Genomic DNA, 17,129 nt, shown 5'->3' on the forward strand with positions numbered 1-17,129 from the left:
CGACCTTACGGTGTTGGGCCTCCTCTGCGCAGCAAGGTCGTGATCCGCCTAAATCAGCGAAACCGCCACCAGCCAGACCGCTTCTATCAGCCGAACAATCTGGCGGGCGACGGGCGAAACGGGCAAAGACACTCGTCTCTCATCGAACTGCAGGCAGTTCGATGTAACAGGAATGTATCACGCACAGTTATTCGAACACGATCCTGGAGTTCTCCACGGTTGACGAAGCAACTCGAAGTGATTCACTTCGGTTCCGGGGTGGGTGGGATACGCTCACAGATGTCCGTATCCCACCCACCGCAACAGCACTCGAGAAAGGTCACACGTGACTGACTATGCAGTTGACGCACGCGACGTAAGCGTCGTCATTAAGGGGAAGACGATTCTTTCCCACCTCGACCTCCAGGTGGAAGAAGGTTCGTTCCACGGGATCATCGGGCCAAACGGGGCGGGCAAGACGACGCTCTTTAACGCGATCCAAGGGTTTCGAAAGCCGACGGAAGGAACGATCCGAGTCCTCGGCCAGTCGCCCTACCCGCGCAATCTAGCCCTGCTGTCCCAGATCGGGATCCAGCCCCAGCAGTCGGCGTTCTTCCCGAAGACGACGCTCCGCGAGCACCTTCGCGCGGTCTGTGCGATCCAGGGCGCAGAGCACTCCACGATCGACACGCTCATCGAGGCCCTCAACCTCGCGAAGGCGGCTGACACCAAAGTGGAGAATCTCTCCGGGGGTGAGCGCCAGCGACTCGCCGTCGCCACCGCGATTGTGCACCGGCCGAAAGTCCTCTTCCTCGACGAGCCGACGGCAGGCCTCGATCCCGAAGCCAGGTACTCGTTGGTCTCCCTGCTCCAGTCGACCGATCTTCTGGAGATGACCACCCTTTATACGACGCACTACCTCGACGAAGCTGAGCGGCTATGTGACACGGTGTCGATCGTCGAACAGGGCAAGATCCTCACGACGTCGAGCCCGAGCCGCCTCATCGCCGAGGCCGATCTCGGCTCGACGGTCATTCTCCCCAATGCTCTCCACCAGGCGGATGCGGTGGCGACGCTTCTTGGCCCGGACGCGGTGCGGGTCACCAAAGACGGGCTCGAGGTTCGCTCTCACGACACGGCCGCTCTGTTCGCGCGCCTCGCTGAGGGCGGGATCGATACACGGCACGCCCAAGTCCACGATGGCCGCCTCGAGGACGTCTATCTCCAGCTCACCGGAAGGGATTACGTAGCATGACCAGATACCGCGCATTAACCAATGTCCTTCTTCGCTACGACCTACGCGACTGGGCGACCCTTATCTTTACGTTCCTCTTCCCGGCGGGCCTACTCGTTGCGCTCGTGTTGACGATGGGTGACAGTATCGAAGGAATGGACCTCACTGGGCCGATCAGCGCGAACGTCATGGCCTTCGGCGCGGCCTTCGTGGGAATCTTCGCGGGCGCCACCCACCTTGCGCTGTGGCGCGAAAACGGAATGTTCGTCGTCCTACGGAGCTTCCCCATCTCCTCAAACACGGTCATTGCCGCACAGGCGACGGCGGGCATGATCTTCCTGATAGCGCAGGCCCTTGCCCTCTTCGGCATGGCAATGGCACTCGGCATGACTCCGGAGGCGACGGCGCCGATTGTACTCCTGCCCTTGATCCTGGGTTTCCTGCTTTTCTTCATGCTTGGGGTGCTGGTCGGAATCATTCTGCCGTCGATGGCCGGCGTCTCCATGGCAGCGGTCGCCATCATCATCCCCTTGGGAATGATCGGTGGAGCCATGATGCCGATTGAGACGCTTCCGAGCTGGGCGCAGACGGCTGCACCGTACACTCCGATCTACCACATGCGCGAGGCCGTGACGATGCCGCTCATTGGCGAGGGGACGTGGGGTGACGTTGGAATTGGGCTCGGCTATCTGGTCGCTGTGACCGCGATACTCACGTTGATGGCGCAGCGAGCGATGAAGTGGAAGTAGAGCTGCGCCTTCTTTGCTCAGCACCTGTACGCAGGAAGCCTGTGTGATCGCAGATGGCTTTCTCGCGGCAGGCCCGCACAGTCTCACGGCGGAGGAGCTGCGCGAACGTTGGTTGCGGACGCGGTGCCGTCGCCGTCGCCACGTGACACGCCGAGACGCGCGGTCGAACGAAAGCTGCACGTTTTCCCGCCGTCGACCTTTCCGCGCCACGGCGCCGAAACTCGTCAACGACGAAAATGTCACAGAGTTGTCTTCGTGTAAGTACACGCATGTGATTCGAAAGCGGCTACTATATGTAGTGCTTGCGTTTTTTCGAGACGGCACATCTTGTGTTTTCTGGAAGACACCCAGAAAGCGCAGCCGACCGGCTAAACGCGGCCCAACAGCAAGAACACTGCACGCATTGGCCTAGGCTGGGCGCGCTCAAAGAGGGGGAAGAGATCATGTCAATCATCGACGTCACCACCGTTAGCGTCCTTAAGCGAGACGGCCGCTCGGTCCGCTTCGATCCGTCGAAGATCTACCGGGCCATCGAGGCGGCGATGAATGACCGCGGGCTCGAGGACCACGCCTTCTGCTCGCAGGCGACCGAGGCGGTGGTCGCCTCCCTGCCCGCCGAGAACCTCGATATCCCCACGATCCAGTCCGCGGTGGAGGACTACCTCATGGCCTCCCGTTACCCGGAGGTGGCCCGCGCCTACATTGAGTACCGCCACGATCGTGACGTTGAGCGTAACCAGACGATGGACATCCAGCACTCGGTGGGCAAGCTGCTCAGCCGGGATAAGACGGTGGTCAACGAGAACGCGAACAAGGACGCCACGGTCTTCAATACTCAGCGCGACCTCACCGCCGGCTCGGTGGCTAAGGCGTACGCCCTCAAGCACATGCTGCCCAAGCCGGTGGCCAACGCTCATATCAAGGGTGACATCCACTTCCACGATCTTGACTACAACCCGTTCCAGCCGATGACGAATTGCTGCCTCATCGACATTCCGGGCATGCTCACGAACGGCTTCCAGATCGGTAACGCCCGTGTCGAGTCGCCCAAGTCGATCAACACGGCCACCGCCCAGATCGCCCAGATCATCGCGAACGTTGCCTCTTCCCAGTACGGCGGCACGTCCGTGGATCGCATCGACGAGGTCCTCGCTCCCTATGCGCAGCTCAACTACGACAAGCACATGCGCGACGCCGAGGAGTGGGTGGCGCCCGAGCGTCGTACGGACTACGCCCTGGCGAAGACGAAGAAGGACATCTACGACGCGATGCAGTCGTTGGAGTATGAGATCAACACGCTTTACACCTCCAACGGCCAGACACCGTTCGTCACCCTCGGCTTCGGCCTGGGTACGGGCCTGTTCGAGCGCGAGATTCAGAAGGCGATCTTGCGGGTCCGTATCGGTGGGATCGGCAAGGACCGGCACACGGCGATCTTCCCGAAGCTGGTCATGGGCCTGCGTCGCGGCGTCAACCTCAATCCCGGCGACCCGAACTATGACATCAAGCAGCTCGCGCTCGAGTGTTCCACCAAGCGCATGTACCCGGACGTGCTCTCCTACGACAAGCTGGTGGAGATCGAGGGCGATTACAAGGCGCCGATGGGCTGCCGCTCGTTCCTGCCCAAGTGGGTGGATCCAGAAACGGGTGAGGCGGTCAACGCGGGGCGCAACAACCTCGGCGTCGTGACCCTCAACATTCCGCGCATCGCGATCGAGGCACGCGGTAGCAAGGACGCGTTCTGGGAGATTTTTGAGGAGCGCATGCAGATCGTCAAGGAGGCTTTGCTCTACCGCATTAAGCGTTGTGAGGATGCCACCCCGGCTAACGCCCCGATCCTGTACCGTTACGGCGCCTTCGGCCTTCGCGCGCAGGAGGGTGAGACGGACGTGTCGAAGTTCTTCCGCGCCCACCGCGCCACGGTGTCGATGGGCTACCTTGGCCTGTACGAGGCGGCTACTCTCTTCTACGGTCCGGACTGGGAGGGGAACCCGGAGGCGAAGGAATTCACCTTGGAGATCTTGCGGGCGATGAACCGTTACGCGGAGGCGTGGCGCGAGCAGTACCCCTACTGGTTCTCCATCTACTCCACGCCGTCGGAGTCGCTGACGGATCGCTTCTGCCGGCTGGATCGGGAGAAGTTCGGCGTCATCGAGAACGTCACGGACAAGGAGTACTACACGAACTCGTTCCACTACGACGTGCGCAAGAAGATCACGCCGTTTGAGAAGATCGACTTCGAGGCGGAGTATGCTCCGCTGACGAAAGGCGGGTTCATCCACTACTGCGAGTACCCCAAGCTCACGCACAACACGAAGGCGCTGGAGGCGGTGTGGGACTACGCCTATGACCGTGTGGCCTACCTCGGCACGAACACGCCGATCGACAAGTGCTACGAGTGCGGCTTCGAGGGTGAGTTCAGCCCGACGCCGGAGGGATTTGCCTGCCCCGAGTGCGGTAACGACGATCCGGACACGTGCGACGTCGTCAAGCGCACCTGCGGCTACCTCGGCAATCCGGTCAAGCGACCGATGGTTCACGGCCGGCACATGGAGATCTCCGCGCGCGTGAAGCACATGGACGCTCTCGAATGATCGACGACGACGGCGTCACCGTCCCGGCCCCCGGCCAGTGGGACGGGCGGGCGCTGTTCGCGGGTAACTACGCGGACTACAAGCCGTTCAATTTCGTGGACGGGGAGGGTGTGCGTTGCTCGCTGTACGTGTCGGGTTGTCCGTTTCGGTGCCCGAACTGCTACAACAGGGCGACGCAGTCCTTCCGGTATGGTCAGCCCTACACGGACGAGCTGGAGGAGCGGATCCTGGCCGACATCGCGAAGCCGTATGTGGCCGGGCTGTCGCTGTTGGGCGGGGAGCCGATGCTCGCCACGCCGATCCTGATCCCGCTGGTGCGCCGCTTTCGGGAGCGCTTCGGCTCGGGGGAGGAGGCCACGCGCGACGTGTGGCTGTGGTCGGGCTACACCTATGAGCAGCTCTTGGTTGACACCCCCGACAAGCGCGAGCTCCTCGATCTGGTTGATGTGCTCGTGGATGGGCCGTTCATTCAGCGCCTCTATCATTATGACCTGGCCTTCCGCGGCTCGGCCAATCAGCGCATCATCGACCTGCGCGCCTCGCGCAAGGGTAGGTCCGGCGCCGGCCGGGCCGTCCCGACCGGCCGGGATCACCCGTCCGGTCGGGATTACTCGTCGGCGTGGAACTACGCGGCCGAGCCGGTGCTATTGCGCGACTAGGGGTTTGCGCCCGCCGAGCGAGCCTGCGCTGGCCTAGAAAGAGTCGATCGCCCGCTTGATCTCTGCGGCGTACTCGGCCCCGCCCGTGCCGCCGGGGTGGATGCCGTCGGAGGCGAGGTGCTCGGGGTGGGCAGCGGCGATGGCCGCCCAGTCGGCCACGCGCACGCGATCCGGGTATTCGGTGGCGATCTGCGCGATCGTGGCGTTCGACCGAGGCACCCATTCGGCGTTCGGCGCGGCGGCCGTCACCCACACGACGCGGCGGTCGGGGCCGAGGTAGTCCATGATGTCGCGCGCGGTCTGCATCGAGATGGCGCCGTTGGTGCCGAGTGAGATGACCACCGTGTCGCGTAGCTTGCCCTGGCTGGCGTAGGTGTCGGCGATCTGCTTGAACACCCAGATCGAGCGGGATACCTCCCCGTCGACGACGGCGTCCGGGTACGTCTCGAGCAGCGCGGGGGCGGCGGCGAGGGTGACGGAGTCGCCGATGATGGTGATGTCGGCCCCGGTGTCGGGGGTCTGCCCGGGGGTGGGCTCGGCGGTCGGCTCGGGGGTAGCTGTGGCGGTCGGCGTCGTGGCCGGCGTGGTGGGGGAATCCCCGCCGTCGTCGGGCTCGGCAGCCTCGTCGGGGTCTCCCGCGTCGGGCGTGGCCTTGTGCGTGGCGAGGGCTTCCTCGCCGGCGGCGACGGCGCGCTGCGCCTCGGTCATGTCTGTGGAGGTGACCAGGGCGAGCGCGAAGGTGGCGGTGAGGGCCAGCGCTCCCGTGGTCAGCCAGGCGGTGGCGACGGTGGGCAGGGCCCGCATGCTGCGCACCCAGCCGACCAGGCCCTTGCGGCGGATCGGGGTCTCCACGTAGGTGAAGGAGAGGTGGGCGGCGGTGACGCTCGCGGCGAGCACCACGGCGGCGGCGAGCGGGCGGGGCATATGGATGTGGTAGGTGGCGAGCACCCACAGGGGCCAGTGCCACAGGTAGATGCCGTATGAGCGCTGCCCGATCCACACCATCGGCCGCGATTCGAGCAGGCCGGCGAGGGTCTCGGAAGCCGTTCCGGCGACGTCGGGCAGGATGCCGCGGATGGCCACGCCGGCGAGGGCGGAGGCGAGCAGCATGCCCCAGGGGTAGAACCAGGAGGCGTCGGGGACGGCGAAGGTCAGGACGGTCAGGCCGGCGAGCGCCGCCCAGCTGCCCGCGCCCCACAGGGCGGAGGCGGTGCGGGGGCGGCCCTTCATGATGCCGGGCAGGGCGAAGGCGATGCCGGCGCCGATCATCAGGCCGAAGATGTGGGTGTCGGTGCCGACGTAGGCGCGGGTGACGTCGCCGCCGACGAGCCAGGCGTGCAGCGCGAGCGAGACAACGGCGATGGCGGCCGCCGCGCCGATCTGGATGCGGCGCCCGAGATGGCCGGCCCGCCGGGCGGCGAGCGCGAGCACCATGACGACCACGGGCCACACGAGGTAGAACTGCTGCTCCACGGCCAGGGACCACATGTTGTTGAGCAGCAGCGGTTCTTGGGCCTCGAAGTAGCTTGAGCCGTTGGCTATCTGGAACCAGTTGTAGGTGCCGGTCAGCGCGCCGAGGGCCTGCCAGCGAGCCTGGGTGACGGCGTCGGCGGAGATGAGGCGGCCGAGCGAGAGCGTGACGACCACCATGAGCGCGACGGCCGGCAGGAGGCGCCGGTAGCGGCGGTGGAGGAAGCTGGGCAGGTCGATCACGCCGGTTGAGTCGTGTTCCTTGAGCAGGAGCGCGGTGATGAGGAAGCCGGAGATGACGAAGAAGACGTCCACGCCGATGAAGCCGGCCCCGCCCACCGACGGCAGCAGGTGGTAGACGAGCACGAAGAGTGCTCCGATGGCGCGTAGGCCGTCCAGGCCCCGGATGCGATATGACCTAGAAGGCGAGTTCGCGGTGTTTCCTGGCATGAGCATAATACTAGGCTTGCCCGCGAGGCGGATCGTCCACCGCGAGCTGTACGTGTGTCTCACATGCGTGTGTGGTGCAGCACCTCAGTCGCGCGTGATCGGGCGCGTGTGCAGGTGGAGGTTGGCGGGAAGCTGGTCGAGCTCGGCGCGGATGCCGGCGGCGAGCTCGGCGCGGTACGTGGGCGTCATGCGTTCGACGGGGGCGGAGATGGAGATGGCGAAGCTCTTGGGCGTGCCGAGTAGCGGCACGCCGACGCAGGCGATGCCCTCCTCGTTTTCTTCGATCTCTTCGGTCCAGCCGTCGCGGTCGAGGCGGGTGAAGTTGGCCAGGACGGCGTCGCGCAGTTCGCTCTGGTCGGCTTTGGTGCGGGAGGTGACGCCGGGGGCTTGGAGGTACCAGGCTAGCTGGGTGTCCCGGTCGGGTAGGGCGCCGATGAGCGCGCGTCCGAGGGAGGTGGTGACGGCGGTGGCGCGGCGTCCGACGGCGGAGACGACGCGGATGGCGCGGTCGGGCTCGACTTTGTCGAGGTAGACGATGTCGGTGTCGACGAGGCGGCCGAGGTGGACGAGCTCGTTGAAGCGCCGCCCGATGTTTTCCAGGTGGGGGCGCAGTGCCTCCACGGCGTGTCGGGTGGAGGTGCGGTAGGCGGCGATCGGGGCGATGCCGTCGCCGAGCCGGTAGAAGCCCGTGTCCGGGTCCTGCTCCACCCAGTCGCGTTCGCGCAGCGTGGCCAGCGTGTTGTAGGCGGTGGCCTTGTTGACTCCAAGGTCGGCGGCGATGACGCCGAGGGGGGTGCCGTCGGCGTCGCGCGTGGCGAGGTATTCCACGAGCGTCAGGGCACGACTGACGCTGGCCAGGGGCTTTGGAGTGCTCATGGGGAAATCTTATCCCGCGCCGTTCTTCTATGTGAAATGCCTGGCTGGAGTAGAGATCTGTTGCGCGCCGCGACGACGGTGGTGCGAGGCTTGCGTTTGGGCCTGGATTGTTGCGTCAAACACACTATGATGAAAGTGCTGACGGCGTTTCGAGAACACGGTACTGTTTAAGTAGATGAAACGACCGTTTCACATATATAAACGACTAGGGTCAACGGAGAGCCAAGTATGAAACTAAATCTCGCAGGACTGAACGATCGAGGTTCCTTCGAGGCGGCAGGCGTTCAGCTGCCGCCCTTCGACGTGGCCGCCATGCAGGAAGAAGGCAAGGCCAGCCCCCGCTGGATCCACCTGGGGCCCGGCAACATCTTCCGCGTTTTCCCCGCCCGCATCGCCCACGACCTCCTGGCCGCTGGCGATCGCTGGCCGATCACCGCCGTCGTGCCGATGAACCCCGATGAGCTCGCCATCCAGCTCGGCAAGCACGACCTCATGACCCTGTCCACCATCCTCAACCCCGATGGCACCCGCGACTACCGCGTCATCGCCGGCATCTGCGAGGGCCTGGCATGGCAGCGCCCGGAGGACTTCGAGCGTCTCACCCAGATCGTGACCAACCCCGAGCTGACGCTGATCACGATGACGATCACCGAGAAGGGCTACGCCATCCACGACTCGGCCGGCAACCTCTCCGAGCAGGCGCGCGAGGCGATCGCCGCCGGCCCGCACAAGTTCCACGCCAACACCATGGCCAACCTCGCGGGCCTCCTGGTGCGCCGATTCGAAGCCGGCGCCGCGCCCATCAACGTCATCTCCTTCGACAACTTCTCCCACAACGGCGACAAGCTGCGTGACTCCGTCATGACCATCATGCGCGGCTGGAACGAAGCCGGACTCGTGTCCGACGCCGCGCTCGCCTGGGCCGACGACGCCGCCGCCGTCGCCTTCCCCATCACCGTGATCGACAAGATCACCCCGCGCCCCAACGCCTCCGTGGCCGACGAGCTCGCAGGCCTCGGCTTTGAGGACATGGGCATCGAGACCCTCGGGCGGACACCGCTGGCCGGCTTCGTCAACGCCGAACCCACCGAGTACCTCATCATCGAGGACGTCCTCGTGGGCGAGGTGCCTGACTTCGCCGCCCACGGCGTCCACCTCACCTCCCGCGAGGTGTGCGACGACTTCGAGAACATGAAGGTCACCACCTGCCTCAACCCGCTCCACACCGCGCTCGCCACCGCCGGCGTCCTCCTCGGCTTCGCCACCATCGACTCTGAGATGCGCGACCCGGACCTCAAGGCCCTCGTCGAGCGCCTGGGCTGGAAGGAAGGCCTGCCCGTCGTCGTCGACCCGGGGATCGTCAAGCCGGAGGACTTCCTGCGCGAGGTGCTCGAGGTGCGTTTCCCCAACCGCTTCCTGCCCGACGACCCGGCCCGCATCGCGATGGACACCTCCCAGAAGGTCGGCATCCGCTTCGGCGAGACGATCAAGAAGTACATCAACCAGGGCCGCGACCTCGGCGAACTCGTCGCGATCCCGCTGGTCATCGCTAACTGGATGCGCTACCTGCTCGCCGTCGACGACGAGGGCAAGCCCTTCGACCCGTCCCCGGACCCGCTGCTTGAGGAGCTCCAGGGCCACCTGGACGGCGTCGTGCTCGGCGGCGACGTGGACGCCCACGCCGCCCTCGAACCCATCCTGTCCAACTCCGCCATTTTCGGCACCAACCTCTACGAGACGCCGCTTGCCGCGCGCGTCGAAGAACTGTTCACCAAACTCGTGGCCGGCCCGGGCGCCGTCCGCACCACCCTGAAGGAGACACTCGCATGAAGATGACGTTCCGCTGGTACGGCGAAGGATTCGATCCGATCCCGCTGCAGTACATCAAGCAAATCCCGGGGATGACGGGCACCATGGGTGTCCTGTCCCAGTACGCCGCCGGGGAGGTGTGGACCAAGGACGAGATCAAGAAGATGATGGACCAGGTCCACGCCGCCGGCCTCGAGTGCGAAGTGATCGAGTCCGTCAACGTCCATGAGGACATCAAGCTCGGCCTCGACACCCGCGACGAGTACATCGCCAACTACTGCACCACCCTGGAGAACCTCGCCGAGTTCGGCGTGAAGGTGGTCATCTACAACTTCATGCCCGTCTTCGACTGGCTGCGCACCGAGCTCGCCCACGTCAACGAAGACGGCTCGACCTGCCTGTACTACGATCACGCCGACATCGAGGGCATGACCCCGCAGGACATCGTCCAGCGCACGGCCGAGGAGTCCGGCGGGCTGACCCTGCCCGGCTGGGAGCCCGAGCGCCTGTCCCGCCTTGACGAGGTCATGGCCCTCTACCAGGACATGACGGTGGACAAGCTGCGCGAGAACTGGAAGTACTTCCTCGACGGCATCATCCCCACCTGCGAGAAGGTCGGCATCCGCATGGCCTGCCACCCCGACGATCCGGCGTGGGACCTCTTCGGCATCCCGCGCGCCTACAAGAACCGCGACGACATCGACGCGATCTGCGGCCTCAACGATTCGGACGCGAACGCCCTGTGCCTGTGCTCCGGTTCGCTCGGCTCCAACCCGGCCAACGACGTGCCCGCGATCTTCCGCGAGTTCGGCAAGCGCGGTCGCATCGCCGCGGCGCACGTGCGCAACGTGAAGTACCTGGGCGAGAAGAAGTTCCAGGAGGCCGCCCACTGGGCCGAGGACGGCGACCTCGACATGCACGCCATCGTCGAGGCCCTCTACGACTACGCCCCCGACGTCCACGTCCGCCCCGACCACGGCCGCATGATCTGGGGCGAGACCGGCCGCCCGGGCTACCCGCTCTACGACCGCGCGCTCGGCGCTCAGTACATCCTCGGCCTGTGGGACGCCATCGACGCCCAGCGCAAGGCTAACGCCGGAAAGGATGCCTAATGGTTCAGATTCCTGACGCACTTCCCTTCCTCAAGGCCAACCCGATCGTGCCCGTCGTCGTGATCGACGACGCCGCCGACGCCGCCGACGCCGGCCGCGCCCTCGTGGCGGGCGGCATCCACTGCGCCGAGGTGACCTTCCGGACGGAGGCCGGCCCCGAGGCGATCAAGGCGATGAGCGCCGTGGAGGGCATGACCGTGGGCGCGGGCACCGTGCTCAACCGCGAGCAGGCCGAGCGCGCTGCCGACATGGGTGCGAAGTTCTTCGTCTCCCCCGGCTTCAGCATGGGTGTGGCCGAGGTGGCCGCCGAGCGCGGCATCGCCTACCTGCCCGGCGTGCAGACCGCGACCGAGGTCATGATGGCACTCGAGGTCGGCGCCACAGCCGTCAAGTTCTTCCCCGGCGGCGAGGCCGGCGGGTTGAAGATGGTCAAGGCGTTGCGCGGGCCGTTCCCGAACACGGCTTTCGTGCCCTCCGGCGGGGTCAACCTTTCCAACCTCTCCGAGTGGTTGGCCGATCCGGCCATCGCCTCGGTCTCCGGGTCGTGGATGATCAAGCGAGACCTCATTACTAACAAGGAATTCGACACGATTACGAAGCTCTCGCAGGAGGCATCCTCGCGAGTGAAGGAGTTGCGATCATGATTAAGCTGCGTCCCGCTGAGGAATGCGCCTACGACATCGTCTCATTGGGCGAGGTGATGCTCCGCCTGGATCCGGGCGAGGGCCGTATCCGCACCGCCCGCTCGTTCGCGGCCTCGGAAGGCGGGGGCGAGTACAACGTGGCCCGCGGCCTGCGCCGCTGCTTCGGTAAGCGCGGGGCCATCGTCACGGCCCTCGTGCGCGACGAGGTGGGCCGCCTGCTGGAGGACTGCATCCTCACGGGCGGGCTGGACACCCAGTTCATCAAGTGGGTTCCCTCCGACGGCATCGGCCGCACCGTGCGCAACGGGCTGAACTTCACCGAGCGCGGGTATGGCGTGCGCGGGGCTGTGGGCACCTCGGACCGCGGCAACACCGCGGTCTCGCAGATGCAGCCTGGCGACGTGGATTGGGATCACCTTTTCGGTGAGCTCGGCGTGCGCTGGCTCCACACGGGCGGCATCTTCGCCGCACTGTCCGAGTCCGCGGCCGAAGTTGCCAAGGCCGCGATGCAGGCCGCGAAGAAGTACGGCACCATCGTCTCCTACGACCTCAACTACCGCCCCTCCCTGTGGAAGGCGATCGGCGGGCTCGACAAGGCCCGCGAGGTCAACCGCGAGCTGGCGAAGTACGTGGACGTCATGATCGGTAACGAGGAGGACTTCACCGCCTCCCTCGGCTTCGAGATCGAGGGTGCGAACGAGAACCTCGACAACCTCGAGGTCGAGTCTTTCCGCAAGATGATCGAGAAGGCTTCCGCCGAGTACCCCAACTTCCAGGCGATCGGCACCACGATGCGCGAGGTCAAGACCGCCACGATCAACAACTGGTCGGCCGTGGCCTGGAGCCGCGAGGACGGCTTCGTCAAGGCCACCCAGCGCGACAACCTGGAGATCCTCGACCGCGTGGGCGGCGGCGACTCGTTCGCCTCCGGCCTCATCTACGGGATCATGGAGAAGGGCAACGTGCGCGAGGCCGTCGAGTACGGCGCGGCACATGGCGCGCTGGCCATGACCACCCCCGGCGACACCACAATGGCGTCGCTTGAGGAGGTCGAGCGGCTGGTGGCGGGAGGTAGCGCCCGCGTCCAGCGCTAGGCTCGCGTGCTCAGGCTGGGAATACACCTAGGCACTTCTGATATCCGTGAGGGTAATCGGACAGCCGCGACACTGTTTTCAAAGCAGTGTCGCGGCTGTGTTTTAGTTGGCGTATGTGGAGCAGGATATGTGTGTTGTATGATTCTTGCTCCGTCCTTAGGGTGGGGCGTTACTTCTCGCTAGTCGTACATAGGTTGCGAGATCAAGGGTGTCCTATCAGGGAACGATATAGGTCTAGGTCCCTTGTCGTCGGTATAAGGGTTGGAGCACTTCGCACCCTTTCAACGTCCTCGGTTTAAGGCGCATCGCGGTTTAAAAGATTTCTAGCTGCCACATGGTAAACGAGTAGTTATCGAAAGATGAACTGTTTGATCTCCCCGTCGTATACCTCGATGGCTTGCACGCCGTAGATGTCGGCGATGAGTTCCTTGGAGAGGGTAGTTGTTGGCTGGCCTTGGCAAACGATTGATCCGTGGTTCATAACGATAACTTCGTCGCAATATCGTGCCACAAGATTCAGGTCATGTAGAACGATTACTGCTGTGGGTGCGACTTCGCGTACGAGAGCAAGAACTTGATGCTGATACTTGACGTCCAAATGGTTAGTTGGCTCGTCTAGCAGCATAAATGGGCATTGCTGAGTCAAAGCTCGAGCGATAAGAACACGTTGGCGTTCTCCACCTGAGAGTGTGGTGAAATACCGGTCTTTGACACCAGACATGCCGACCTTGTGGAGGGCTTGGCTGGCAATGTCCCGGTCAGTATCCGAATATCCCTGGAAATCGGTGCGGTGAGGAGCTCGTCCTAAGAGGACGAACTCCTCCACGCGCATCCGATCAGTATCATGTTCAAATTGAGAGACCACAGATACTTTTTTGCTGATCTGCGATGCCCGCATTTTATGCAGTGGATCTCCTTCGAGTGCTATTGTTCCAGTGGTGAGGACTTGCGCCCCAAACAGAGAGCGCAAAAGAGTTGTTTTACCCGAACCGTTGGGGCCGGCAATGCCGAGGACTTTCCCGGGTTTGACCTGAAAAGAAACCTGGTTAACGGCCGTGTAAGGGCCAAATCGCACGGTTGCTTGATCGACAACCAAAGGAAGATCGTTCACTGCTCAACCTATTGATGGATCTGGCCTGCGAGGTTGATGGTTCCATATAGAGCCGTAGGCGATGCATACGCGATGGAAGATTCAGCGAAGATAATCTTGTTGTTCTTCACGGCCTTCATGTTCGTGTATCCCGGAATCTTCTTCAAACGTGCCAAAGTTGATTCTTTGGTTGCCCCGCCCATTCCCAGCAAGACGATAATCATGTCTGGATCTGACTTAACAAAGGCCTCTTCTGCGATAGGTCCTTGGTGGGGGTGATAGTTCGGATCAATGGCACTCGTGAGGCCTAGGGTTTTTGAGATTTCCCCCATGACGCCCTTTGTTCCATAGCTGTAGAGTCCTTCGTCTTCACCATAGTAGTAAGCGTAGGACACGCTGCGGCCTTGTCCTGGCTTTTCTTTGGCTATCTGATCCAGTTTGGACTTGAGATCGTCAACGGTCTTCTTGGCTGTTTCTTGTGATCCCAGTAGATTTCCGAGCATCGTTATCTCGTCTAAAATCGCGTCGAACGACTCGTTTTCTTCTTGGTCAGGATAGAAGTAGTGACACTCTGGCGCGTCAACGACCGCAGGGATCTTCTTCTCGAGCACTGCATCTGGGGAGAGTCCGTTTGACTCGAATCCTCCTCCATAGACCAAATCCGGTTGTTTGGCTACAAGAGCCTCCATGGAAATCGGTTCTTGAACCGATTCAATACGGTCGGCCTTACCGGCCATCCACGCTGCGGGATCTTCGCCCCATTCATTTGCACGCAGAATCACTTTGTCTTCTGCCCCGGCTGCAACGAGATATGCAAGTCCCGTAACTCCGAGGGAAACAACCTTCGATGGGCTGTTTGTGAAGGTCTGTTGTTTACCACAGTTACTGACTGTGACCGTGTCAATCTGGCTAGGCGTAGACTCAGACTGGTTCGATGGTGTTGATGAGCAAGCAGATACACCCATTGCCAGGATGGCAACGGATACGATCAACGCTGTCATTTTGCTACTTTGCATTATCTCTCCTTTTCTAATGTGCATGTTTCCTAATCAAAACCATGAGCATGGGAGTACCTACCAAGGCCGTGAGGATTCCTATGGGAAGCTCGGCAGGACGGATGATCAGACGTGCGCACAGATCTGCCGCGACAACCAGAATCCCGCCAGCGACCATAGCTACAGGCAGCGTATTACGGGTGGTCGATCCGACAAGCAGCTTGGCAAGATGGGGAATAACCAACCCAATAAACCCAATTGCTCCGGTCAACGAGACGAGGACGGCAACGGTGAAAGCTACTATTGCGATAAGTGCGGCTCGGTAAGTGCGAGGATTGGTTCCCAGAGATCTTGCGCAATCGTCACCGAGATTGAGTACGTCAACGCGGCGCCCCATTAGAAAAAACAGTGCGAAGGCGAAGGCTGTGCAAGCGCTCGCCATCCACACGTCCTTCCACGATGCTGAGGTGAGTGAGCCAAGTATCCAGAACACAACAGACTTCGCGCCTGCAGCATTTTTGGCCATGACCGTGATGAAACTTGTGAGCGCCGAGAAGAAATAGTTAACGGCCATACCCGCGAAAATGATTCGGGCCGGAGTAATGCGACCTCCTACACTGGCGAGAAACCCCACACAGACCATAGCTAGGAGTGCCCCAAGGAATGCCCCTATTGTTACTCCGAGTGAAGCAAGGATTGCATGGGAGCTGCCCATAACAATGACGAGTGCCGCTCCGGTCGACGCCCCAGACGAGATGCCAAGGATATAGGGATCACCTAGCGGATTCCTTAGCAACGACTGAGTGATAAGACCGCACATAGCTAGCCCAGCCCCTGTCGCAAATCCCAGCAACACGCGCGGCAAACGAATGTCTGTAATAACTTCCTGTTCGACGCCACCGTCAGCACCAATCAACGTGCTTCGAATGACGTCCATTATCACGGACAGGGAGATGTCGGTGGCGCCCAGTGAGATGCCCAATAATAGGCAGATTCCAAGTAGCACAGTTAGTGAAATAAGGAGCAAAGTGCGCTCGCGGCGGCCGTTTATCACCGTTCCTCGCCTTTTCGGAACGCATTGTCACATGCCGGGGTAACCGCATGAGTGATGTCCGTGTGACGTGCGTGTGCGGTGAGGTAGTTCCACAACTGCGTGGAATGCTGTTGTCGGACTTGGGCTGAGGTTTCCCCACGGTGTGTTGCAGATGTGCGATAACGATAGTATGTCAGTTGAGCCTGATTCGCGCGAAGTTTTTCAACCAGGGGATTCGCATGAGTCACAGGAGTTACTTCGTCATGTGTATACACTGAAACAAACCAGGATGTCCCACCTAGCAACCCATGAATTGGAGTTGCAATAGGGTCTTCTTTTTCCATAAATTCGTCCCACTCAGACGTTCTTGGATCTCCGTATTCACTGATCCATTCACGTCTAATGGGATTAAGGTGAATACTCCGTGTCGTCGCTATAGGCACGCGACACACATAATGATTTGCGAGACTAGGAGCGCGCATCGCTGTAGAGGCAACGGCGAGCGCTCCATGTGGCATGCCATGCAGGAAAGTGTCTCGTGACGAACAGATACGTTGGTCGTGTAGGGCGCGAAGCGCCGCTTCGACATCGCAACGTACCATTGCGCGTCCGTGGCGCTGTGTCTGTTCATGCCAGGAGGTGCCATATTCTGCTCCTCCTCGAGTATGAACAAGCGCAATCTTGAATCCGTGGTCAAGCCATGTGTGCGCAATCTGAGGCGAAAAGAAACTCGTATTATATTGGTCAAAACCTCCGTACACGTGTACGAATGTGGGGGTACTGCCGGCTAGTTCGCCATAGCAATCAATCGGTATATGTGTGTCGTCGCCGGATACGGCAACGATATGTTTGTGTTTGACCTTAACGGCGAAAGGATATGAGGTTCTCTTTGCCTCGACCAAATTGCCGTCAGCCTCAATCCCGTAACGTATGCCTAGGCATACGAACGAGGATGCGAACAATTCCCAGCCAGTTGCCCCATTCTCAATTGGCTCGATAAAACTCCCGGGAGGAGAGAAATCTCTAGCGCGAAAGACACAGGCGGTTCCTGCGCGCAGGACTGCGACTGCAAAGTGTGCATCAATCCATTCGCCGTATATTTCACGGTTATCACCTCTAATCCGCCAGATCGGAAAGAGAACGGAACCGCTGGGTAACCGTATGCTTCTAGTTGCACGAACGAGCTCAGAGACATCGGGAGATTCTATTCTGTGTGCCGGATGTTTGATTTTCACTGGCATTCCTTGAATTAGAAGTTCATTCATCTGGGGGCTGGTCATCGGAGAAAAGTGCTGTACACTTAAGTAAGGGTATCCTACCCTAACTAAAAAAGCGAGGGCG

The 17,129-nt window shown here is 61.9% G+C and carries 14 protein-coding genes; 8 read left to right on the top strand and 6 right to left on the bottom strand.

Translation table 11 applies throughout. The features are described 5' to 3' along the window. Positions 1 to 325 precede the first annotated feature (325 nt). The 4 genes from J2S45_RS00680 (at position 326) to nrdG (ending at position 5,215) form a co-directional block, all read left to right on the top strand. The gene (locus J2S45_RS00680) at positions 326 to 1,234 is read left to right on the top strand and encodes an ABC transporter ATP-binding protein (RefSeq protein WP_307634191.1); all 909 of its coding nucleotides are present in this window, start codon (positions 326 to 328) and stop codon (positions 1,232 to 1,234) included. Next, positions 1,231 to 1,962, top strand: a complete 732-nt coding sequence (locus tag J2S45_RS00685) for an ABC transporter permease (RefSeq protein ID WP_307634192.1) — start codon at positions 1,231 to 1,233, stop codon at positions 1,960 to 1,962. Before J2S45_RS00680 ends, J2S45_RS00685 begins: the two co-directional genes overlap by 4 nt. Before the next feature lie 443 nt (positions 1,963 to 2,405). After that, positions 2,406 to 4,556: an anaerobic ribonucleoside-triphosphate reductase gene (gene nrdD / locus J2S45_RS00690; protein WP_307634193.1), complete on the top strand. Its 2,151-nt coding sequence runs from the start codon at positions 2,406 to 2,408 to the stop codon at positions 4,554 to 4,556. Next, a complete protein-coding gene (gene nrdG / locus J2S45_RS00695; protein ID WP_307634194.1) occupies positions 4,553 to 5,215 on the top strand; it encodes an anaerobic ribonucleoside-triphosphate reductase activating protein in 663 nt (220 codons plus the stop codon). Before nrdD ends, nrdG begins: the two co-directional genes overlap by 4 nt. 33 nt (positions 5,216 to 5,248) lie before the next feature. Here nrdG and J2S45_RS00700 read toward each other — a convergent pair whose 3' ends face one another. Next, entirely contained in the window at positions 5,249 to 7,135 is a 1,887-nt protein-coding gene (locus J2S45_RS00700; protein ID WP_307634195.1) for an acyltransferase family protein, read from the bottom strand. An 84-nt stretch (positions 7,136 to 7,219) separates the two neighbouring features. After that, on the bottom strand, positions 7,220 to 8,011 hold the full coding sequence (locus J2S45_RS00705) for an IclR family transcriptional regulator (RefSeq protein WP_296932211.1): 792 nt from the start codon (positions 8,009 to 8,011) through the stop codon (positions 7,220 to 7,222). A 228-nt stretch (positions 8,012 to 8,239) separates the two neighbouring features. Here J2S45_RS00705 and J2S45_RS00710 point away from each other — a divergent pair, with 228 nt between their 5' ends. The 4 genes from J2S45_RS00710 to J2S45_RS00725 are packed head-to-tail and all read left to right on the top strand — an operon-like array spanning position 8,240 to position 12,670. Beyond that, positions 8,240 to 9,841: a mannitol dehydrogenase family protein gene (locus J2S45_RS00710; RefSeq protein WP_307634196.1), complete on the top strand. Its 1,602-nt coding sequence runs from the start codon at positions 8,240 to 8,242 to the stop codon at positions 9,839 to 9,841. Beyond that, complete coding sequence (locus J2S45_RS00715; protein WP_296932217.1) at positions 9,838 to 10,932, top strand: mannonate dehydratase; 1,095 nt, start codon at positions 9,838 to 9,840, stop codon at positions 10,930 to 10,932. Before J2S45_RS00710 ends, J2S45_RS00715 begins: the two co-directional genes overlap by 4 nt. Beyond that, complete coding sequence (locus J2S45_RS00720) at positions 10,932 to 11,576, top strand: bifunctional 4-hydroxy-2-oxoglutarate aldolase/2-dehydro-3-deoxy-phosphogluconate aldolase (protein WP_270973554.1); 645 nt, start codon at positions 10,932 to 10,934, stop codon at positions 11,574 to 11,576. The genes J2S45_RS00715 and J2S45_RS00720 overlap by 1 nt, the downstream gene beginning before the upstream one ends. Continuing rightward, positions 11,573 to 12,670, top strand: coding sequence for a sugar kinase (locus J2S45_RS00725; RefSeq protein ID WP_307634197.1), 1,098 nt, complete (start codon positions 11,573 to 11,575; stop codon positions 12,668 to 12,670). The genes J2S45_RS00720 and J2S45_RS00725 overlap by 4 nt, the downstream gene beginning before the upstream one ends. Positions 12,671 to 13,019: 349 nt before the next feature. Here J2S45_RS00725 and J2S45_RS00730 read toward each other — a convergent pair whose 3' ends face one another. The 4 genes from J2S45_RS00730 to J2S45_RS11070 are packed head-to-tail and all read right to left on the bottom strand — an operon-like array spanning position 13,020 to position 17,068. Next, the gene (locus J2S45_RS00730; RefSeq protein ID WP_296932223.1) at positions 13,020 to 13,781 is read right to left on the bottom strand and encodes an ABC transporter ATP-binding protein; all 762 of its coding nucleotides are present in this window, start codon (positions 13,779 to 13,781) and stop codon (positions 13,020 to 13,022) included. An 8-nt stretch (positions 13,782 to 13,789) separates the two neighbouring features. Then, positions 13,790 to 14,776, bottom strand: a complete 987-nt coding sequence (locus J2S45_RS00735) for an ABC transporter substrate-binding protein (RefSeq protein ID WP_307634198.1) — start codon at positions 14,774 to 14,776, stop codon at positions 13,790 to 13,792. 13 nt (positions 14,777 to 14,789) lie between these two features. After that, positions 14,790 to 15,809: a FecCD family ABC transporter permease gene (locus tag J2S45_RS00740; RefSeq protein ID WP_307634199.1), complete on the bottom strand. Its 1,020-nt coding sequence runs from the start codon at positions 15,807 to 15,809 to the stop codon at positions 14,790 to 14,792. Continuing rightward, complete coding sequence (locus J2S45_RS11070; protein ID WP_407702494.1) at positions 15,806 to 17,068, bottom strand: prolyl oligopeptidase family serine peptidase; 1,263 nt, start codon at positions 17,066 to 17,068, stop codon at positions 15,806 to 15,808. The genes J2S45_RS00740 and J2S45_RS11070 overlap by 4 nt, the downstream gene beginning before the upstream one ends. Positions 17,069 to 17,129 lie beyond the last annotated feature (61 nt).

The sequence above is a fragment of the Trueperella abortisuis genome (assembly GCF_030811095.1).
In the GTDB taxonomy this organism is placed as follows: Bacteria; Actinomycetota; Actinomycetes; order Actinomycetales; family Actinomycetaceae; genus Trueperella; species Trueperella abortisuis.